This is a genomic window from Xanthomonas citri pv. mangiferaeindicae (assembly GCA_002240395.1).
GTDB classification, from domain to species: domain Bacteria; phylum Pseudomonadota; class Gammaproteobacteria; order Xanthomonadales; family Xanthomonadaceae; genus Luteimonas; species Luteimonas citri_A.
Genome location: CP016836.1, coordinates 3,142,925 through 3,163,275, shown reverse-complemented (window position 1 = coordinate 3,163,275; position 20,351 = coordinate 3,142,925). Strand labels below are relative to the sequence as shown.

Annotated in this window: 21 protein-coding genes; 11 read left to right on the top strand and 10 right to left on the bottom strand. The window is 69.5% G+C overall.

Translation table 11 applies throughout. From position 1 onward, the window contains the following. Positions 1–160 precede the first annotated feature (160 nt). Genes BEN78_13720 through BEN78_13710 form a run of 3 tightly spaced genes read left to right on the top strand, consistent with a single transcriptional unit; the run spans position 161 to position 2,090 of the window. A complete protein-coding gene (locus tag BEN78_13720) occupies positions 161–931 on the top strand; it encodes a 3-hydroxy-2-methylbutyryl-CoA dehydrogenase (protein ID ASR44267.1) in 771 nt (256 codons plus the stop codon). Between the two features lie 3 nt (positions 932–934). Further along, complete coding sequence (locus BEN78_13715) at positions 935–1,507, top strand: hypothetical protein (protein ASR44266.1); 573 nt, start codon at positions 935–937, stop codon at positions 1,505–1,507. 16 nt (positions 1,508–1,523) lie between these two features. Continuing rightward, positions 1,524–2,090, top strand: a complete 567-nt coding sequence (locus tag BEN78_13710) for an elongation factor P-like protein YeiP (GenBank protein ID ASR44265.1) — start codon at positions 1,524–1,526, stop codon at positions 2,088–2,090. 170 nt (positions 2,091–2,260) lie between these two features. Here BEN78_13710 and BEN78_13705 read toward each other — a convergent pair whose 3' ends face one another. The 3 genes from BEN78_13705 to BEN78_13695 all read right to left on the bottom strand — a co-directional run bounded on the left by BEN78_13705 (position 2,261) and on the right by BEN78_13695 (position 5,880). Next, entirely contained in the window at positions 2,261–4,111 is a 1,851-nt protein-coding gene (locus tag BEN78_13705; GenBank protein ASR44264.1) for a hypothetical protein, read from the bottom strand. A gap of 5 nt (positions 4,112–4,116) precedes the next feature. Next, a complete protein-coding gene (locus BEN78_13700) occupies positions 4,117–4,416 on the bottom strand; it encodes a hypothetical protein (GenBank protein ASR44263.1) in 300 nt (99 codons plus the stop codon). 75 nt (positions 4,417–4,491) lie between these two features. Then, entirely contained in the window at positions 4,492–5,880 is a 1,389-nt protein-coding gene (locus tag BEN78_13695; protein ASR44262.1) for an FAD-linked oxidase, read from the bottom strand. Positions 5,881–6,071: 191 nt separating this feature from the next. Here BEN78_13695 and BEN78_13690 point away from each other — a divergent pair, with 191 nt between their 5' ends. Further along, positions 6,072–7,304: a D-3-phosphoglycerate dehydrogenase gene (locus tag BEN78_13690; GenBank protein ID ASR44261.1), complete on the top strand. Its 1,233-nt coding sequence runs from the start codon at positions 6,072–6,074 to the stop codon at positions 7,302–7,304. A 43-nt stretch (positions 7,305–7,347) separates the two neighbouring features. Here the strand turns inward: BEN78_13690 and BEN78_13685 are convergent, their stop codons facing one another. Next, on the bottom strand, positions 7,348–7,923 hold the full coding sequence (locus BEN78_13685; GenBank protein ASR44260.1) for an NUDIX hydrolase: 576 nt from the start codon (positions 7,921–7,923) through the stop codon (positions 7,348–7,350). A gap of 155 nt (positions 7,924–8,078) precedes the next feature. Between BEN78_13685 and BEN78_13680 the strand changes: the two genes are divergently transcribed. The 4 genes from BEN78_13680 to BEN78_13665 all read left to right on the top strand — a co-directional run bounded on the left by BEN78_13680 (position 8,079) and on the right by BEN78_13665 (position 14,299). Then, a complete protein-coding gene (locus BEN78_13680; protein ASR44259.1) occupies positions 8,079–9,008 on the top strand; it encodes an ArsR family transcriptional regulator in 930 nt (309 codons plus the stop codon). Continuing rightward, on the top strand, positions 9,005–10,099 hold the full coding sequence (locus BEN78_13675) for a 5-methyltetrahydrofolate--homocysteine methyltransferase (GenBank protein ASR44258.1): 1,095 nt from the start codon (positions 9,005–9,007) through the stop codon (positions 10,097–10,099). Before BEN78_13680 ends, BEN78_13675 begins: the two co-directional genes overlap by 4 nt. After that, complete coding sequence (locus tag BEN78_13670; GenBank protein ID ASR44257.1) at positions 10,096–12,804, top strand: methionine synthase; 2,709 nt, start codon at positions 10,096–10,098, stop codon at positions 12,802–12,804. Before BEN78_13675 ends, BEN78_13670 begins: the two co-directional genes overlap by 4 nt. Positions 12,805–12,889: 85 nt before the next feature. After that, on the top strand, positions 12,890–14,299 hold the full coding sequence (locus tag BEN78_13665) for an amidohydrolase (protein ID ASR44256.1): 1,410 nt from the start codon (positions 12,890–12,892) through the stop codon (positions 14,297–14,299). 109 nt (positions 14,300–14,408) lie between these two features. Here BEN78_13665 and BEN78_13660 read toward each other — a convergent pair whose 3' ends face one another. From BEN78_13660 to BEN78_13635, 6 genes are all read right to left on the bottom strand, one after another. After that, positions 14,409–14,927, bottom strand: a complete 519-nt coding sequence (locus tag BEN78_13660; protein ID ASR44255.1) for a hypothetical protein — start codon at positions 14,925–14,927, stop codon at positions 14,409–14,411. Positions 14,928–15,153: 226 nt separating this feature from the next. Further along, positions 15,154–15,792 carry a nucleoprotein/polynucleotide-associated enzyme gene (locus BEN78_13655; GenBank protein ID ASR44254.1) on the bottom strand — a complete coding sequence of 213 codons (639 nt, stop codon included), beginning with the start codon at positions 15,790–15,792 and terminating at the stop codon, positions 15,154–15,156. 128 nt (positions 15,793–15,920) lie between these two features. Continuing rightward, positions 15,921–16,163 carry a hypothetical protein gene (locus BEN78_13650; protein ASR44253.1) on the bottom strand — a complete coding sequence of 81 codons (243 nt, stop codon included), beginning with the start codon at positions 16,161–16,163 and terminating at the stop codon, positions 15,921–15,923. A gap of 55 nt (positions 16,164–16,218) precedes the next feature. Next, a complete protein-coding gene (locus BEN78_13645; protein ID ASR44252.1) occupies positions 16,219–16,989 on the bottom strand; it encodes a hypothetical protein in 771 nt (256 codons plus the stop codon). A 79-nt stretch (positions 16,990–17,068) separates the two neighbouring features. Further along, positions 17,069–17,983 (bottom strand): hypothetical protein, encoded by a 915-nt coding sequence (locus BEN78_13640; GenBank protein ASR44251.1) that lies wholly within the window; start codon positions 17,981–17,983, stop codon positions 17,069–17,071. Positions 17,984–18,080: 97 nt separating this feature from the next. Further along, positions 18,081–18,671 (bottom strand): glutathione peroxidase, encoded by a 591-nt coding sequence (locus BEN78_13635; GenBank protein ID ASR44250.1) that lies wholly within the window; start codon positions 18,669–18,671, stop codon positions 18,081–18,083. Between the two features lie 133 nt (positions 18,672–18,804). Here BEN78_13635 and BEN78_13630 point away from each other — a divergent pair, with 133 nt between their 5' ends. From BEN78_13630 to BEN78_13620, 3 genes are read left to right on the top strand one after another with little or no spacing between them, the layout of a single operon-like run. Then, entirely contained in the window at positions 18,805–19,083 is a 279-nt protein-coding gene (locus BEN78_13630) for a hypothetical protein (protein ASR44249.1), read from the top strand. A gap of 1 nt (position 19,084) precedes the next feature. Then, a complete protein-coding gene (locus BEN78_13625) occupies positions 19,085–19,456 on the top strand; it encodes a GntR family transcriptional regulator (GenBank protein ASR44248.1) in 372 nt (123 codons plus the stop codon). Further along, positions 19,453–20,328, top strand: coding sequence for a multidrug ABC transporter ATP-binding protein (locus BEN78_13620; protein ASR44247.1), 876 nt, complete (start codon positions 19,453–19,455; stop codon positions 20,326–20,328). Before BEN78_13625 ends, BEN78_13620 begins: the two co-directional genes overlap by 4 nt. The last annotated feature ends 23 nt before the right edge of the window (positions 20,329–20,351 follow it).

Here is a 20,351-nt window from a genome sequence, read left to right as displayed (position 1 = left end):
TCTGTTTCGCCGGCGCAACGCCGTGCCCTGCCCCTGTGCCGACGCCCTTCAACCTGCGACGCGGCATCGTGCTCCCGGCGCATCGCTGTGCTGAGTTCGCGCGACATCGTGCCCGGGCGCAGCGGTTAGACTGCGGGCTTTCGTCTTCGAAGGATCGCGCATGCTTCCCGATTCCGTCCGCGCCATCGTCACCGGTGGAGTCTCCGGCCTCGGCCTGGCCGTCGCTCATCGCATCGTCGCCGATGGCGGCCGGGTCGCGCTGCTGGACGTCAACGACGACAAGGGCGCTGAAGCGGTCGAGGCACTGGGCGCCGATCGCGCGCGCTACCTGCGCACCGATGTCACCGACGAGGCCGGCGTCGCGACCAACCTCGAGGCCGCACGCGCGTTCCTGGGCGGGCTCAATGCGGCGGTCAACTGCGCCGGCATCCTCGGCGCCGGCCGCGTGCTCGGACGCGAGGCCCCGATGCCGCTGGAGACCTTCAGCCGCACGGTGATGGTCAATCTGGTCGGCAGCTTCAACGTCGCCAAGGCCGCGGCCGCGCTCATGCAGCACAACGCGCCCGGTGAGGACGGCGAGCGCGGTGCGATCGTCAACACCGCCAGTGTCGCCGCCTACGAGGGCCAGATCGGCCAGGCCGCGTACGCAGCGTCGAAAGGCGGCGTGGTCGGCATGACGCTGCCGATGGCGCGCGAACTGGCGCGCTTTGGCATCCGCGTCAACACCATCGCACCGGGCATCTTCTGGACACCGATGGTCGACGGCATGCCCGAGGCGGTGCAGCAGTCGCTGTCGGCCTCGATTCCGTTCCCCTCGCGCCTGGGCCGACCGGAAGAATTCGCCGACCTCGTCGCCCACCTCCTGGCCAGCCGCTACCTCAACGGCGAGACCATCCGCCTCGATGGCGCGGTCCGGCTGGCACCCAAGTAAGCGATGCCCGCATCGCCGCCCAGCCTGGCCACAGGCCTGCTGCTCGCACTGCTGTCGCTCTCGCCGGCCCATGCCCGCGACGCGGTGCCGGCCGATGCGAGCGCGCTCGCCGGCCTGCTCGCCGCGCGCGGTTACGACACGATCCCGATGCGCCGCTATGGCGCGGCGCATCTTGCCGTCGAGGTCCGTATCAACGGCGTCGCCGGCACTTTCCTGATCGATACCGGCGCCGGGCGCACTGTCATCGATCGCGCGCGTCAGGCACGCTTTGCCGATGGCCGCCAGGCCGATGCGTCGGGTGGGCTGCAGGCGACCGGCGCCGGTGCCGGCAACCTCGCCATCGAGACCCTGCCGGGCAGCCGACTGGCGATCGGCGATTACCGGGACGACGATTTCACCGCGCACTTCCTCGCGCTCGACCACGTCACCGCCGCCTTCTCGCAACGTGGGCTGCCCACCATCGATGGCGTGCTCGGCGCCGACGTCCTCGACCGCGGCCAGGCGGTGATCGATTACCCGAACCTGCTGCTGCATCTCCGCAATCCCGCCGCACCTGCGGCATCCGTCTCCCACTGAAAACACCCATACACCGATGAAAGCCTACGACGTCAAGAAAGGAAACGTGGTCGAACACAACGGCGGGGTCTACCAGATCCGCGACATCGAGCGCAGCTCGCCGCAAGGGCGCGGCGGCAACGTGCGCTTCCGCTTCACCATGTACAGCGTTCCGGGCGGCAACAAGCTCGATGCGAGTTTCGACGGCGACGACGACCTGCGCGAGGTCGACCTGGCCCGGCGCCAGGCCAGCTTCTCCTACAAGGACGGCGACGCCTTCGTGTTCATGGACGACGAGGACTTCACCCCCTACACGCTCGACGCCGATGTCGTCGGCGACGGTGCGGGCTACATCACCGAAGGCCTGGGCGGCTGCTATGTCCAGGTGATCGACGATGCGCCGGTCGGCCTGCAATTGCCGCAGAGCGTGGTACTCGAAGTCGTCGACACCCCGCCCGAACTCAAGGGCGGCACCGCGACCAAGCGGCCCAAGCCCGCCAAGCTCAGCACCGGTATCGAGATCCAGGTGCCTGAGTACATCGGCAACGGCGAGCGCGTCTGGGTCAACACCACGACCGGCGAGTTCGGCGGCCGCGCGGACTGACCCGCGCCGCGTTTTGCGTCGTCGTTCCCGCGTCGCGGAGATGACGACGTGGCCTTGCCCGCGTACGGTTCGACTCGCGCGAAGCGCCATCGGGCAAGGCCAGGTCCCATGGACAGGCACCACGGCCCCGATCCATCGGGAAGCAGCGCCAATGGCCGGGCCGTCCAGCCTCAGTCGAGTTGCAGGCCGCCCGTCTCCCGGTGCAACTCGCGCAAGCGGGCGCCGAGCGTGGCGAAATTGCGCTCGGTCGCCGCCAGGCGTCGTTGCGCATCCATCGGCAGCGCCGCGCGGCCTTGAATCTCCAGTGCGTCGCGCAGCGCCTGCAGGCGGTGACCGAGCGCATCGGCCTGCACCCGCAGCGCCGCGCGTTCGGCCTGCTGCGGCAGGCCGTAGCCGCGGTCGAGCAGCTGCGCCGGACGGCTGAGGCCGTCGCCGGCAGCGAGCAATGCATGCAGCGTGTCGACCGCGACGCCCTGGTCTGCGGCCGCGAGATACCAGCGGCGCTTGAGCATGTCGCGCAGCCGCAACTCCAACCGCCGCTGCGCGGCGTGCTCGAGCACCAGCAGGGCGGCGCCATCGCGCTGCCCTGCCCTTGCCAGCCACGGCGCGCGCAGGTCGGGATCGAGATCGAGCCAGGTGACGACATCGCCCGTCGGCAATGGCTGCGCCGCCTGGGCGACCGCCAGCAGGGACGCGTACTCGCGGTCCGCGGCCGGGAAGTAATACCCCTCGCGGATGGCGCGATCGGGCACATCCAGCATCGCGACGTCGGCGATGCCGTCGCGTACAAGCCTGCGCAGCAGGCCGTTGGGCGTGATGCTGCGCAGGCGCGCGCCGTCGAGCCTCGGCACGCCGGCATCGAGCAGCTTCCAGGTCTCCACCGCGCAGTTGTTGTCGACGAACCGGTAGCGGCCGTCGTAGCTCCAGTGCACGCTGGCCGCGCGCTCGAGCAAGGTCGCGATCTCGCCAGGCGACAAGCGCAGCGGAATCGACTGCAGGCCGCGCAGCTCGACCCGGGTGTACTCGTCGATCACCTGGTCGAGCGGCAGCACGAACAGCCGCGCCGGATAACGCCCCGTCAGCCCGCGCAGGCTGGAGATCTGCACATCGTCGACGAAGGCACGGAACGACAGCACGCGGTGGTGCGCCAGGTCGTAACGGCAGTCCGGCCCTGGCGCACGGCCGGGCGCACAGATCACCAGCCGCAGCATGCTGTGGCCCCAGCGACTCATCGGCTGCGCGTTACCCTCGGCGAACAGGTACTCGACCGCCCAGACCCGTGCCGGATCGAGTTCCAGCAGCGCGTGGCCATCGTCCTGCGCCTGCGGCTCGGCCTCGACGAACGGCAAACGCTCGGTGCAGTCCGCAGCGGGCGGCGCCCAAGTGAAATGCGCGGCGAAGTACCCATGCAAGGCGGGCCGACGGCAGGCGTACTCGGGATCGAGCAGGAAATGCTCGAGATTGACCGCGACGAACTCCGCCGGCGATGCGGTTTCGTAGGCGTCGGGCCGGCGGTCGGTCATTGCGTTGTGGCGCGCCCGCAGGCCCAGCCGCAGCGGGGGGCGCGGCCAGCCGGCCAGATCGTGCAGCCGCGGGTCGCGTGACAGGCCGCCGTGCGGGCTGCGGTCGTAGCGATGCGCGAGCTCGTGCACGAGCGCGGCGGACGCAGCCTGCATCGCCTGGGCATCCTGGCCGTCCGCGGCCACGGCATCGAGCAGCGCCCTGTGCAGCACGATACGATCGCCGACCGCGCGCCCGTGCACCTGCGGCGGCAGGTCGTCGCGCCAGCTCAGCTGCACGTCGAGCCCCTCGGCGGCGCGCCAGACCGGCGGCAGGCGCGCGAGCACCGCGTCGACCAGCCGGGCCGAGGCGGCCTGCGCGTCGGCATCGAGCGGCGGTGTCGCAGGTGCGGTGTCGATCCGCCAGGCCTGCGCGTGGACAGCGCCAGTGGCGATCAGCAACGCCACGCCCACGGCCAGCAGGCGACGGGCGCACGCCGCGCTGCGACGGCGAACGCGCATCGGCGTTAGAGCGCGAGGATCGCCTGCGCCAGTTGCAGGTCGCTCGCCGCCTGCGCATCGGGCCGCGTCTGCCGCAGGTGGCGCAGTGCGGCCTCAAGACGGACGCCGCGGATCCGACCGTCGCTGGCGACGAACCCGGCGGCGTCTTCGCGCGCCTGCAGCACGATCTTGTCCTTGCCCGAACTGCTGCCCGACGACGCCGAACTGCCAGCGGACGTTGCACCGCCGGTCGTGCCGGCGAAACTGCCGGCGAATGCCGACGTGGACACAACGATCAGCGCACAGGCCAGCAAGGCTCGGGACATCGGGGGCATCTCCATCGGGGAGGCCACACTCTACCCTGCCCTCACGCCACCTTGATGGCAGGTGCCAAGCGGCAGTCAGGCATCGAACAGCTTGCCGGGATTGAGAATGCCGTCGGGATCGAGCGCATGGCGGATGCCGCGCATCACTGCGATCTCGGCCGGGCTGCGGGTCGATGCGAGATAAGGCTTCTTGACCAGCCCGATGCCGTGCTCGGCCGAGATGCTCCCGCCGTGCGCATGCAGGGTGTCGGCCAGCAGCTTGGTCACGCGCTCGCATTGGGCAACAAACACCTCGTTGGCGAGATCGGCCGGCTTGAGCACGTTGATGTGCAGATTACCGTCGCCGATATGGCCGAACCACACCACGTCGAACTGCGGGTACTCGCGCGCCAGCAGCGCTTGCGCCGCCTCGAGGAAGGCCGGCATCGCCGAGATCCGCACCGAGACATCGTTCTTGTAGGGCACGTGTGGTGCCAGGCTTTCGGTGATGCCCTCGCGCAGCCGCCACAGCTGCGCGGCCTGCGCCTCGCTCTGGCCGATCACGCCATCCTCGACCCAGCCCTGCTCGACGCAATGCTCGAACGCCGACAGCATCGCGACCTCGCCGGCGTCGCCCTCGCAGGCGAATTCGGCGACGACGTAGAACGGATGCGAGGCCTCGAACGGCGCCTGCGCGCCGTGCGCGACCACATGATGCAGCGCGCGATCGGTGAAGAACTCGAAGGCCTCCAGAGCCAGCCGCGCGCGCAACGCCTGGAACACCTGCATCAGACCTTCGAAGGACGGCAGCGCCAGCAGCAGGGTCCGCGTGGCCGGTGGCGGCGCGGTCAGCTTCAGGCTGGCCTCGACGATGATGCCCAGCGTGCCTTCCGAGGCGATGGCCAGATGCCGCAGGTCGTAGCCGCTGGAGTTCTTGACCAGCCCGCGGCCGAGATCGAGCAATTCGCCGGTGCCGGTCACCAGTTTGAGGCCGGCGATCCACTCGCGGGTGTTGCCGTAGCGCAGCACCCGGATGCCGCCGGCATTGGTCGCGATGTTGCCGCCGATCGTGCACGAGCCGCGCGCGGCGAAATCGACCGGATACGCCAACCCGTGTCCGCGCGCCGCCTCCTGCACCGCTTCGAGCGCGATGCCCGGCTGCACCGTCAGGATCCGGTCCACCGGGTCGAAGTCCAGCACCCGGTTCATCCGCTGCAGGCTCAGCACCAGTTCGCCGTGGGCGGCGACCGCGCCGCCCGACAGCCCGGTCCGGCCGCCCGAGGGCACGATCGAAACCCCTTCGGCGCGCGCCCAGTGCACCGTCGCTTGGACCTCGGCGATATCGGCCGGCAGCGCCACCGCCAACGGCGCCGGCGTCCAGCGCCGCGTCCAGTCGACGCCGAAATAGGCCAGATCGGCCGGATCGGTCCGCACCTGCAGGGTCGGGACGGCGGCTTGCAAGCGGGCGATGCGGGCATCGGACATGGGATAAGGCGTCGCGGCACGGCGGGCCAGCCTGCCAGCCGCGCCCGCAGGCGTCCAGCGTCCGCGTGGCCTTGGCCCAGAGCCGAATCGGACGCGCATGCCTCCCGGACGCGACGCCGTCTGCTGCGCTGCAACAGCGGCGGCCTTCTGGCACCATGATGCGCTCCTCCCGACCGGCGGCCGCAGCCTCGATGAAGACCTCGTTCCCCCGCGCGGACATCCGCGTCCTGCTGCTCGAAGGCGTCAGCCAGAGCGCCGTCGACACCTTCAAGGCCGCCGGCTACACGCAGATCGAGGTGCATCCTAAGTCGCTGCCCGAGGACCAGTTGCTGGCCAAGATTGCCGATGCGCACATCGTCGGCATCCGCTCGCGCACCCAGCTCAGCGCCGAGGTCATCGCCCACGCGCGCCGGCTGCTCGCGGTCGGCTGCTTCTGCATCGGCACCAATCAGGTCGACCTGGAAGCGGCCGAACTGGCCGGCATTCCGGTGTTCAACGCGCCCTACTCCAACACCCGCAGCGTCGCCGAACTGGTGGTCGCCGAGGCGATCATGTTGCTGCGCGGCATCCCGCAGAAGAACGCGCAATGCCATCGCGGCGGCTGGAGCAAGTCCGCGCTGGGCAGCCACGAGGCACGCGGCAAGACCCTGGGCATCGTCGGCTACGGGCACATTGGCACTCAGGTCGGCGTGCTCGCCGAATCGCTGGGCATGCAGGTGCTGTTCCACGACATCGAGACCAAGCTCTCGCTCGGCAATGCCCGCAGTGCAACCGGCCTGGACGACTTGCTCGCGCGCAGCGACGTGGTGACCCTGCACGTGCCCGAAACCCCGGCGACCAAGCTGATGTTCGGTGCCGCGGAGCTCGCCGCGATGAAGCCCGGCGCGCATCTGATCAATGCCTCGCGCGGTACCGTGGTCGACATCGACGCGCTCGACGCCGCACTGCGCACCGGGCATGTCGGCGGCGCGGCGATCGATGTGTTCCCCATCGAGCCCAAGGGCAACGACGACCTGTTCGAATCGCCGCTGGCCGCGCACGACAACGTGCTGCTGACCCCGCACGTGGGCGGCAGCACGCTCGAGGCGCAGGACAACATCGGCATCGAGGTCGCCGCCAAACTCGTGCGCTACAGCGACAACGGCAGCACCCTGTCGGCGGTCAATTTCCCCGAGGTCACGCTGCCCGAGCACGTCGGCAGCCACCGTATCCTGCACCTGCACCGCAACGTGCCCGGCGTGCTGGTGAAGATCAACGAGGTGTTCTCGCGCGAAGCGATCAACATCGACGGCCAGTACCTGCGCACCACCGCGAACGTGGGCTATGTGGTCATCGACGTCGGCGCGACCCGCGACCAGGCCGAGCACCTGCGCAGCGAACTGTCGAAGATCGACGGCACCCTGCGCACGCGGGTGCTGTACTAGGCCATCGGGATCGAGGCGTCGGGCCGACGGATCGCCGCGATGCTCAGCCGGCGGATGTCCTCTGCCCTGCCAGGCACTTGAGCGCCATGCGGCGCAAGGACGCGTCGTATTCGCTGCCTTCGGCCACGTCCGCAAGTGCGCGCCACGCGAGCGCGTGGGATTCGGCACTGACGGCAAAGCGCTCGTCTGCGCCGGCACGCACGAGATAGCGCACATCGTAATGCCAGTGCGCGGGCACGCCCTTGTGCTCGGGGATCCAGTGCCGGTCGAGATCGAAGATCGCCGGCAGCACCACTACGCCCTGCAGGCCGGTTTCCTCCTCGGTCTCGCGCAGCGCCACGCCCGCCAAGTCGATGTCGCCATCGGCATGGCCGCCCGGCTGCAGCCACAGATTCAGCTTGCGGTGGTGGGTCAGCAAGGTGCGCTGGCCGTCGGCCGAGACCACCAGCGCCGAGGCGGTGAAATGGCCTGCGAGGCGTTCGCGCACGAATGGATCGAGCGGATCGTCGAGCAGCGCAACGAACTCGGCGACGGTGGCGTGTTCATCGGGATGCCGCGCTGCGTAATCGGCGAAGGCGGCGGCCAGCGCCGGCGCGCGCGAAGGGCGGGAATCGGACATGCGGTACGGACCTGGAGCAGCGTGAGGACGCGCAGCATCGGTGCTCGGCCGCGCGGCTGCAAGGTGGCCGGCACCCCAACGCGAGCTGCGCTCGGCTTGACCGCGCCCCGCCCCCGCACCGAAAATTATCTCTGTATCGCGATATGGAGATATTCATGGACCTGGAAGCCTGGTCGGCGCGGCTCAAGACCCTCGCCGACCCGACCCGCGTCCGGCTGCTGGCGCTGCTCGAAGTCGAGGAACTGACGGTGGCCGAGCTGTCGTCGATCACCCGACTGGCGCAGCCGCGCGTCTCCACGCACTTGGCGCGCCTCAAGGAAGCTGGCCTGGTCCGCGATCGCCGCGCTGGCGTGTCGGCCTACTACCGGTTCGACGACGCCGCACTCGACCCGGCGCAGCGCGCCTTGTGGCAGGCGCTGAGCACCGGCAGCGACGATCCGCTGCTGCGCCAGGACGCCGAGCGCATCCCGTCCGTGCTGGCAATGCGCGCCGCCGACCAGAACTGGGCCGACAGTGTGGCCGGCGACATGGAACGGCACTACTCGCCCGGGCGGACCTGGGAAGCGCTGGCGCGTTCGGCGCTGCCGCTGCTCGAGACCGGCGACGTGCTCGACATCGCTTCGGGCGATGGGGTGCTGGCCGAGCTGCTGGCGCCGCACGCCCATCGCTATGTCTGCCTCGATGCGAGTGCGCGCGTGGTCGCCGCGTCGGCCGAACGCCTCAAGCGCTTCCGCAACGTCGAAGTCCGCGAAGGCGACATGCATGCGCTGCCGTTCGAGGACGCCAGCTTCGACCTCGTCGTGCTGATGCACGCGCTGACCTATGCCACGCGGCCCGCACAGGCGGTCACCGAAGCCGCGCGGGTGCTGCGCCCGGGGGGGCGGCTGCTGCTGTCGAGCCTGGACAGGCACGGCCACGAGGCGGTCGTGCAGGCCTACGGCCACGCCAACCTGGGCTTCCCGGACAAGGAACTGCGCCGCTTCGTCACCAAGGCCGGGCTGGAGATCCACAGCGCCGAGACGGTGACGCGCGAGAAGCGGCCGCCGCACTTCCAGGTGATCTCGATCATCGCGAGAAGGCCGTGACCTGGCTGCATCCCGACCGCGTCGCCGCACTCGAGGCCGCGCTCGCGCAGCGCATCCTGGTGCTCGACGGCGGCATGGGCACGATGATCCAGCAGCACGGACTGACCGAGGCCGATTACCGCGGCACGCGCTTTGCCGACGGCTTCGACGCGCTGCACGCCGTTGATGGCCATGGCCACGGCGCCGGTTGCGGCTGCGAGGCTGCCGACCAGCGCGGCAACAACGATCTGCTCACGCTGACCCGCCCCGACCTCATTGGCGGCATCCACGCCGCCTATCTCGAGGCCGGCGCCGACATCGTCGAGACCAATACCTTCAACTCGACCGCGGTGTCGCTGACCGACTACCGCTTGCAGCACCTGGCGCGCGAACTCAATCGTGAGGGCGCCGCGCTCGCGCGCGCGGCCTGCGATGCCGCGCAGGCGCGCACGCCCGGGCAGCCGCGCTTCGTCGCCGGCATCCTCGGCCCGACCAGCCGCACCGCGTCGATCAGCCCCGACGTCAACGATCCGGGCTTCCGCGCGGTGACATTCGAGGACCTGGTACACATCTACCGCGATGCCGCCCACGGCCTGATCGAGGGCGGCGCCGACGTGCTGATGGTCGAGACGGTGTTCGACACCCTCAATGCCAAGGCCGCGCTATTCGCGGTGGAGACGGTGTTCGACGATCTCGGCGGCCGGGTGCCGGTGATGATCTCGGGCACGATCACCGACGCCTCGGGGCGCACGCTGTCGGGACAGACCGCCGAAGCGTTCTGGTACTCGCTGCGCCATGCGCGGCCGCTGTCGATCGGGCTCAACTGCGCGCTTGGCGCCAAGGACCTGCGCCCGCACGTCGACACCCTGGCGCAGATTGCCGAGGTCCATGTGTCCTGCCATCCCAACGCCGGGCTGCCCAATGCCTTCGGCGGTTACGACGAAACGCCCGAGGACATGGCCGCGACGCTGCGCGAATTCGCGACCGCCGGACTGCTCAACATCGTCGGCGGCTGCTGCGGTACCACGCCCGCGCACATCCGCGCGATCGCCGACGCGGTGCGCGATGTCGCGCCGCGCACGCCGGTCGACCATCGGGCCAATGCCGCATGAGCACACCTGCAGGCCAGCCTTCCGCGCCGCGTTTTACCCGTCTGTCGGGCCTCGAGCCGCTGGTGATCACCCCGGAGTTGCTGTTCGTCAACGTCGGCGAACGCACCAACGTCACCGGCTCGGCCGCGTTCCGCAAGCTGATCCGCGAGGACCGCTACGCCGAGGCGGTGGAGGTCGCACGTCAGCAGGTCGAGGGCGGCGCGCAGATCCTCGACGTCAACATGGACGAGGGCATGCTCGATTCGGAACGGGCGATGACCACGTTCCTGAATCTGATCGCTGCCGAACCCGACATCGCACGCATCCCGGTGATGGTCGACTCGTCGAAGTGGAGCGTGATCGAGGCCGGCCTGCGCTGCCTGCAGGGCAAGGGTGTGGTCAACTCGATCTCGCTCAAGGAGGGTGAGGCGACGTTCCTTGACCAGGCGCGCAAGGTGCTGCGCTATGGCGCGGCGGTCGTGGTCATGGCCTTCGACGAGGCCGGTCAGGCCGATACCCGTGCGCGCAAGGTCGAGATCTGCACCCGCGCCTACCGGTTGTTGACCGAGGTCGTGGGCTTTCCGCCCGAGGACATCGTGTTCGATCCGAACATCTTCGCGATCGCCACCGGCATCCCCGAGCACGACAACTACGCGGTCGATTTCATCGAGGCCACGCGCGAGATCCGCGCCACGCTGCCGCATTGCCACGTCTCAGGCGGCGTGTCGAACGTCTCATTCTCGTTCCGCGGCAACGAGGTCGTGCGCCAGGCGATCCACGCGGTGTTCCTGTACCACGCGATCGCGGCCGGCATGGATATGGGCATCGTCAACGCCGGCGCGATGCCGATCGTCGACGAACTCGATCCCGAACTGCGCGCGTGCGTCGAGGATGTCGTGCTCAATCGCCGCCCCGACGCGACCGAGCGGCTGCTCGAGCTGGCCGAGCGCTACAAGGGCCGCAAGGGCGCGGCCAAGACCGAGACGCTGGCCTGGCGCGAAGCACCGGTCCAGCAACGCCTGACCCATGCCTTGGTCCACGGCATCGACCAGTACGTCGACGCCGACACCGAGGAAGCGCGGCTGCAGTTCGCGCGGCCGCTAGAGGTCATCGAAGGACCGCTGATGGCCGGCATGAACGTCGTCGGCGACCTGTTCGGCGCCGGCAAGATGTTCCTGCCGCAGGTGGTCAAGTCCGCCCGCGTGATGAAGAAGGCGGTCGCCTGGCTGCTGCCGCACATCGAGGCCGAGAAGGCGCGCACCGGCGATGCCGGCAAATCCAATGGCCGTATCGTGATCGCGACGGTCAAGGGCGATGTGCACGACATCGGCAAGAACATCGTCGGCGTAGTGCTGGCCTGCAACAACTTCGAGGTCGTCGACCTGGGGGTGATGGTGCCGGCGCAGACGATCCTCGACAAAGCCCGCGAGGTGCAGGCCGACGTCATCGGTCTGTCGGGGCTGATCACCCCGTCGCTGGAAGAGATGAGCCACGTCGCGCGCGAGATGAAGCGTCAGGGCTTTGTGCTTCCGTTGCTGATCGGCGGCGCGACCACCTCGCGCGCGCACACCGCGCTGAAGATTGCGCCGCACTATGGCGCGCCGACCGTCTGGGTCAAGGACGCCTCGCGCGCCGTCGGTGTGGTGCAGTCGCTGATCAGCCCCGAGCTGCGGCCCGCCTTTGTCGCCGCCAACGATGCCGACTACGCCGAGATCCGCGCGCGCCATGCCAATCGCGGCGACGCCAAACGGCTGGTCGCACTGGACAAGGCGCGTGCCCAGGCCTTCGACGGCGGCTGGGAGACCTATGTGCCGCCAACGCCGCGCCGGCCCGGGCTGCACGTGTTCGACGACTACCCGCTCGACGACCTGCTGCCGGTCATCGACTGGACCCCCTTCTTCAATGCCTGGGAGTTGTTCGGCAAGTACCCGGCGATTTTGACCGACGACGTCGTCGGCGCGCAGGCCAGCGAGCTGTTCGGCGATGCGCAGGCGATGCTGCGCCGGATCGTCGAGGAGAAATGGCTCACCGCCAAGGCGGTGTTCGGGCTGTGGCCGGCGACCCGTGTCGGCGACGATGTCGACGTTGTCGTTTCCGAGCGCGAGCGCGTCCGCCTGCACTTCCTGCGCCAGCAGGTCGACAAGCCGGTCGAGCGGCCGGACTTCTGCCTGGCCGACTTCATCGCGCCGGCCGACAGCGGCGTGCAGGACTGGATCGGAGCGTTCGCGGTCACGGCCGGCATCGGGATCGAACCGCACGTCGCGCGCTTCGAGGCCGCACACGACGACTACAACGCGATTCTGCTCAAGGCGCTGGCCGACCGTCTGGCCGAAGCGCTGGCCGAACGCCTGCACCAGCGTGTGCGCACCGAGTACTGGGGCTACGTGGCCGACGAAGCGCTCGACAACGAGGCGCTGATTGGCGAGCAGTACCGTGGCATCCGCCCTGCCCCCGGCTACCCGGCCTGCCCCGAGCACAGCGAGAAGCGCACGTTGTTCGACCTGCTCGGCGCAGAAGCCAACGCCGGCATGACGCTGACCGAGAGCTTCGCGATGCTGCCCACCGCGGCGGTGTCGGGCTACTACTTCAGCCATCCCCGCAGCCAGTACTTCGTCGTCGGCCGGGTCTCGAAGGAACAGGTGCAGGACTACGCCAAACGCAAGGGCGTGCCGCTGGCGCAGGCCGAACGCTGGCTGGCCTCGAACCTGGACTACGACCCCGAGTGAGCCCTCGGATTGCGCGGGCGGCTGCGCATGACCGTCACGAATGCCCCGCTATCCTCGGCGCCTGCTTCGCGCTGAGGATCCCACCATGCTTCGACGCCGCGCCGCCGGCGCCCTGATGCTGGCCGCGATCGCTGGCCTGACCGCCGCCTGCAGCCCCGCCACCGGCCCATCTGCGACCACGCAGGCCGATGCGCCGCCCTCGCCCCCGCCGATCATCATCGAGCATGCCCGGGTATTCGACGGCGAGCGCGACCTGGGCGAAGTCACCCTGGTGATCCGCGATGGCCTGATCGCGCGCGTCGCGCAGCCTGGGGCCGACGACCTGCCCGCCGAGGCCGAGCGCATCGACTACCGCGGCCGCTTCATCGTGCCGGGCCTGGTCAACGCGCACGCGCATGTCGGCAACACCGAGGGCACCGCCCACGGCGACCGCTTCTACACCCGCGCGCACGTCGTGCGCGACCTGCGCCAGTTCCAGGCCTACGGGGTCACCACGGTGATGTCGCTGGGCATGAACGGCGCGGCCTTTGGCGACATCCGCAGTGCCGTGACCGGTGATCCGTCGCTGGGCGCGCAACTGCTGGGCGCCGGCGGCGGCATCGGTGCGCCCGGCGGCGCGCCGCCCGCTGCGAACATGGGCCTGGCACACGATCCAGTGGCGCGCCCGGCGACCGCCGACGCGGCCCGCGCCGCGGTCCGCGCGCAGGCGGAATCCGGCGTCGACATCGTTAAGCTGTGGGTCGATGCCCTCGGCGGTCAGGCGCCGCCGATGGCGCCCGAGGTCTATCGCGCCACCATCGACGAGGCCCATCGCCAGAAGCTGCTCGCAGCGGCGCATATCCACGATCTCGCACCAGCCACCGACCTCGTGGCCAGCGGCCTGGACATCGTCGCCCACGGCGTGCGCGACCGGCCGGTCGACCCGGCGTTCGTCGCCGCGCTGCGCACCTCGAATGCCGGCTACATCGCGACGCTGCAGATCGACGAGGCGAACTACATCTACGCCGAGCACCCCGAGTGGCTGGAGACACCCTTCCTGCGCAACGCGCTGCCCGAGGCGGTCCGCGCGCAGTGGTCCGACCCGCAGTGGCGCGCCGACACGCTGCGCGATCCGCAGACCACGAAGGCCCGCGCCGCGCTCGCCACCAACCTGCGCAATCTGTCGACGCTGCGCGAGGCCGGCGTCCGGATCGGCTTCGGCACCGATGCCGGCGCACTGCCGCGCCGCGTACCGGGCTTCGCCGAGCATCGCGAACTCGAACTGATGATGCAGGCCGGCTTCAGCCCGCAGCAGGCGCTGACCGTGGCCACCCGTGATTCGGCGCACCTGCTGCGTCTGGACGACCGCGGTCTGTTGCAGCCGGGCCGGCGTGCGGACTTCATCGTGGTCGCCGCCGACCCGCTGACAGACATCCGCAATCTGCGCACGATTGAAGCGGTCTGGCAGGCCGGGCGCAGGGTCGCGGGCCCGGTTGCCGAGTACCGCGCGCCTTGAGCCACGCCAGAACCGGGGTCAGAGTCGGGTCTTCACGCAGAATCTTCGTGTGGCACCGTGCGCTCGATCGCTGTGGGCACCACGTAGTCGACCGCCCCGTCCCGCGCCGTCAGCGGAACCCGACCGCCACGCCGAAGCCGCCCTGCCAGTCGGGCGCATCCCCACCGACGCCGCGTAACAGCGACAGGTCGAACTGCACCTGGGGCTGCGGACGCCACGTCAGGCCACTGCCGACCACCGTGCCGGCCTGCGACCCACCGCCGACGCCGGCCTCGACATAGCCGGCGATCGTGCCGGCCTCGAACAGGTCCAGGCTCGGCGCGACCTGCCAGCCGCTGCCGTCGTCGTCGTGCTGATAGCCGGCAAACAGCGCGTAGCCGCGCCCGCCTTCGGTCTCGCCCTCAACCGACGCGCCGAGGCTGCGCAGGTGGGTGTCAGGACGCAGCCCACGCGATCCGGTCGCCAGGCCGTAACGCGCCAGCAGCGCCCAATCGAGCGCGCCGGCGCTGGGCAATGCCCACTTCAGGCCGACACTACTGTCGCCCGCACCCTCGGCCACCTGCCGTGCGCCACCGGCATCGCGCGTCGACGTGCGCTGCCACGGCGTCGCCGACAGCTGCACTTCCAAAGATGCCCCAGGCCCACGCGCAACGCACTGCCCGCGGTCGCCTCAAGGGTGCGCACGCCGTTGTCGCGATTGCGCTCGAAGTCGGGCAAGCCCTGTTCCCAAGCCACCTGCCCGGGCGCGAGCACGGATGCGGAGAACCCGATCCCCGGCCGGTCGAATGCGATCTCCTGCGCACAAGCGGCGCCGACCGGCAGCACAGCGAGGCACAGCCCGAGAGCGCGCATGGTCACCAGACCAAGTCGTCGGGGACTTGGTACTGGGGATCGCTGTAGGGGTCGTCGCCCGCCGGTGCGGACGGGTCCACTTTCAGCGCGACCGCCTGTGCGAAGATCGTCTCGGCCTCGGCCAGCACCGCTGCGGTGACCAGCAGGTACCGGCCGTTGACCTGCACCACACCGAGCTCGCCGGCATTGAGCGCGCGCAGTTGTTCGGCATCGACATGGATGCGCTTGATCTTGCCGCCGTACTCGAAATGCCGGGCGATGTCGGCATCGGCGCGGTTGAGCGCCTTGTCCTTGACGAACGCTTCCAGCTTGGCGCGTGCCTCGCGGCGCAGCCGCGCCTCTTCCTGCCGCTGGCGTTCGGCCTCGATACGCTCGTCCTTCTCGCGCTGGGCGCGGATCGCATAGGCCTTGGCCAGGTCGATGTCCTCGCGCGGCGGGCGCGGCTTGCGCGGGCCTTGCGCATCGCGTCGGCCGGGCGGACGCGACGGTCCGTCCTGGCGCGCGCCGTCGGCGCGCTTGCCGCCACCGCGGCGCTCGTCCGGACGTCCCCGGCGCTCGTCGCGACGCGGTGACGGCTTGGCCGGTTTGGCCGGCGCCTTGAAGCCCAGACCGAGCAACTGGTCGCGCAGGGTATCGCTCATGGAGGAAGGACCTCGCCGGGAACAGGAACAGAAACAGGTACGGTGCACACGCTGGACAACGCAACAGCGGCGGCGGATGCCGACCGGGCAGACAGGCCCGGCACTGGGCTTTCGATCATGCGAACACGTCAGTAATGCGGCGGGGGCGGCTCCTGCCCCGGGTCCGGAAACTGCACCGTGCGCGCCTGGCGCAGGTCGTCCATGACCCGGCGCAGCAGGCCGGTCTGGGCCACGAGCTCGAGCCGTGCAGCGGTCAGCGCGTCGTTGAGCTCGGAGATCGTGTGCTCCTGGAACGCCAGCCGCGTCTCGAGCTCGGTCACCCGCTGCTCGAGCGCCGCATGGGCGTCGGCATCGATGAGGGCAGCGGTCATCGCGCGGCATCCCCACCGTCGCGACGCGGCGATGCGCGCCGCGACGGTGCGTGGATCACTTGACGATGTCCTGCAGCTCGACCTCGAAGACCAGTGCCTGGTTCGGGCCGATCGGGCCGGTGCCCATCTCGCCATAGCCCAGCTTGGCCGGGATCCACAGCTCGTACTTGCTTCCGACCGGCATCAGCTGCAGGCCTTCCTGCCAGCCCGGGACCACTTGGCCGAGCGCGAACTGCGCCGGCTCGCCACGGTCGTAGGAGCTGTCGAAGGTCTCGCCGTTGAGCAGCGTGCCCTTGTAGTGCACGCGCACGGTGTCGTTGGGACCGGGCTTGGCACCGGTGCCCTGGGTGACGACGCGGTACTGCAGACCCGAGGCCGTGGTCTGCACGCCTTCGCGCTTGGCGTTCTCGGCGAAGAACTTCTCGGCCTCGGCGGCGTTGGTCTTGGCCTTCTCCTGCATCTCGGCGAGCTGCTTGGCCTGCATGCGTTCACCGAAGGACTGCATCACCTTCATCGCCTGCTCGTCGCTGATCTCGATGGCCTTGTCGTCGAGCGTCTCGGCGATCGCGCGCTGCAGGGTCTTGAGGTCGATCTCGTCCTTGACCTGCTTGAGCGACTCGCCCATCTGGTTGCCGATGATGTAGCTCACCTGCTCACGCTCGGTCTTGAGGCCGGCGATCTCGGTGCCGCTGGCCGCTTCGCCGCCGGCATCGGCGGTGCCCTGGACCGGTTTGCCGGTCTCCTTGTCGATCGGCTTGCAGGCGATCATCGCCAGCGGCAGCACGGCCACCAGGCCGACGAGGGCGATACGCGATGTGGTCTTCATCTTGGGAAGGACTCCAGGGAAAAAGGATTGCGGAATTGCGCGTGAGCGGCAGCGTGGCGCCGCGGGAATGGAAACGCGATCAGAGAATGTCGATCAGTTCGACGTCGAACACCAGCGTGGCGTTGGGCGGAATGTTGGGCGGGCTGCCCTTGGGACCGTAGGCCAGGTCTCCCGGGATCCAGAACCGGTACTTGCCGCCGATCGGCATCAGCTGCAGACCCTCGGTCCAGCCGGCAATGACCTGGTCCAGGCCGAACACCGCAGGCGCACCGCGTCCATAGGAACTGTCGAACTCGGTACCGTCGAGCAGCGTGCCGCGGTAATGCACGCGGACACGATCGCCCGCGCGCGGGCGCGGCCCCTGTCCTTGCCGCTCGACGCTGTACTGGATGCCCGATGCGGTGGCGAACACACCCGGCTTGCCGCGATTGCCGGCCATGAACTCCGCACCGGCGCGGCGATTGGCCTCGGCGGCGTTGGCGGCCCGCGCCTGGGTGCGGCCGGCCATCGCTTCGCGGATCTGCGCGATACGCGCCTCGTCGAGTGTCGGCGGCTGGCCGGCGATGGTGTCGGCGACCGCACGCACCAGCGGCGCGACCTCGATCTCGCCCTTGAGCGGCGCGAGCGATCGGGCGATATCCACGGCCACCATCTGGCTCACCTTGGTCGTGTCGACCGCAGGCGGCTCGCTGCCCGGCGGCAGGCCCGGTACCGGACGGCCGCTGCGCGCGGCGATGCGCTGCCCCAGCGCCACGCCAAGCTGACGGGTCTCCTCGGGCGACAGCGACGGCGGCTTACCGTCGAGCGCGCTCGCAAGCGCCTGCTCGAAGGCGCGCATGTCCAGATCCGCGCCCACCTGGCCCAACGAGCGGCCGACATCCAGGCCGACCACATAACTGGTCTGCGCGCGATCGGCAGACGGCTCGGCGGCGCCGGCCTGGGCACCGACGGCGATCAGCAGCGCCACGACACCGGCGCGCATCAGATTGGACATCCGTAGGGTCTCCTGCCCGGTTTGGGCGATGCAGCCGATTATTGTCGCGGCCAGCGCGGCGCGGAGCAATCGCGACCGGCCGCGACTTAGATGCGCTTCAGCGCGCGGATGGGCGCGGCGCCTGCAGCGCGCGCTCGATGGCGGCGACGATCTGCGGATCGTCAGGCTTGGTCCGACTGCCCCATTGCGCCAGCACCCGGCCATCGCGCCCGACCAGATACTTGTGGAAGTTCCACTGCGGCGCCTGCCCGGTCGCCGTCGCCAACTGCCGGTACAGCGGCACCGCGTCCGGCCCGACCACGTGCACCTTCTGGAACATCGGGAACTTCACCCCGTAGGTCAGTGTGCAGAACTCCTGGATCGCCTGCTCGTCCTCGAACTCCTGTTCCTTGAAATCGCCCGACGGAAAGCCCAGCACCGCAAACCCCTGCGCGCGATACCGCGCATGCAGGCCTTCGAGCGCCTCGAACTGCGGTGTGAAGCCGCACTTGCTGGCGGTGTTGACGATCAGCAGCACATCGCCGCCGTAGGTTCGCCGCAGGTCGACCGGCTCGCGTCCGGCCAACGGACGGAAGCTGTGACCGAGCACGTCGGACGCGCCCGGCGCCGATTGTGCGATCGCCATCGAGACGGCCAGCAGGCCCGCCGCACAGGTCGCCAGGATCAGGGGCAGGTGGATCTTCCGCATCGCGCACTCCTATGAAGGCGCCGGCCTTCGTATGCCATCAGTTGGGTGGACGTCCGCGCCGCGAGGCATTGACACCCCCTGCCGTGGTGTTATAGTTGCCTACAACACCTACCCACCAGAGCAGGACGGTCCCATGACCCGCAGGCTCCAGATCCCGATCATCGCATGTGGCGTTTCCGCTGCGGCCCTGTGCGCCGCGCTGCTGGCCACCGCCCCCTTGCTGTCGGCTGACCGCGATGCCACCGCCGTCGCAAGCGGACTTCAGGTCGCGACCACGACCGCCGCCCGCGACGTCGCCATCGGCGATGCCGAACCGCAGGACGCGGCGCCGCGCAGCCGCAGCCGGCGTAGCCGCAGCGCGATCGCGATGCCCTACTTCTCATTCGCCCGGGGCGCCGGTGGGAGAGGCTGACATGGCCAATATCGAATGGAGCGACGGCGCCCCGATCTACCGGCAACTCAAGGAGCGGGTGATCGCGATGATGCTCGACGGCGTGCTCAAGCCCGGCGACGCGCTGCCCTCGGTGCGCCAGGTCGCCGCCGAATACCAGCTCAACCCGATCACCGTCTCGCGCGCCTATCAGGAACTGGCCGACGAGGCGCTGGTCGAGAAGCGCCGCGGCCTGGGCATGTTCGTGACCGAGGAAGCCTCCCGCAAGCTGCGCACCAGCGAGCGCGAGCGGTTCCTGCACGAGGAATGGCCGCTGGTCGTGGAACGGATCGAACGCCTGGGGCTGTCGGCCCGGGATCTGCTGCAATCCATCGGCAATGGAGCCAATGCATGAACGCCGTGCTCGACGCCCCGGTCATCTCCGCGCGCAACCTCGACAAGACCTACAAGGGCACACGCGCCCTGGCCGGTGCCACTTTCCAGATTCCCGCCGGCCGCATCGTCGGCCTGATCGGCCCCAACGGTGCCGGCAAGACCACCGCGCTCAAGGCGCTCCTCGGCCTGATCCGCTGTGATGGCGACCTGTCGGTGCTGGGCCGCGACCCGCGCCGCGAGCGCGACGCCCTGATGAACGATGTGTGCTTCATCGCCGACGTCGCGGTGCTGCCGCGCTGGATGCGGGTCCGCGATGCGATCGACTTCGTCGAGGGCGTGCACCCACGTTTTGATCGCGCGCGCTGCGAGCGCTTCCTGGCCAACACGAAACTGCGCCCCAAACAACGCGTGCGCGAAATGTCCAAGGGCATGATCGTGCAGTTGCACTTGGCGCTGGTGATGGCGATCGACGCCCGGCTGCTGGTGCTCGACGAGCCCACACTCGGCCTGGACATCCTCTACCGCAAGCAGTTCTACCAGCGCCTGTTGGAGGACTATTTCGACGAACAGAAGACCATCGTCGTCACCACTCACCAGGTCGAGGAGATCGAACACATCCTCACCGACGTGCTGTTCATCCGCGACGGCCGGATCGTGCTCGACGCGCCGATGGACGATGTCGCCGAACGCTTCGTCGAGGTCCTGGTCGAGGCCGACCAGCTCGAGGCCGCCCGCGCCCATCGCCCGATCGACGAGCGCGCCCTGCCATTCGGCAAGACCGTGATGCTGTTCGACAACGTGCCCGTCGCCGCCCTGGCGGCCTATGGCGAGACCCGCACGCCCGGTCTGGCGGATCTGTTCGTGGCCACGATGAAGGGAGCCTACGCATGAATGCCACCGTCGAAACCGTCACC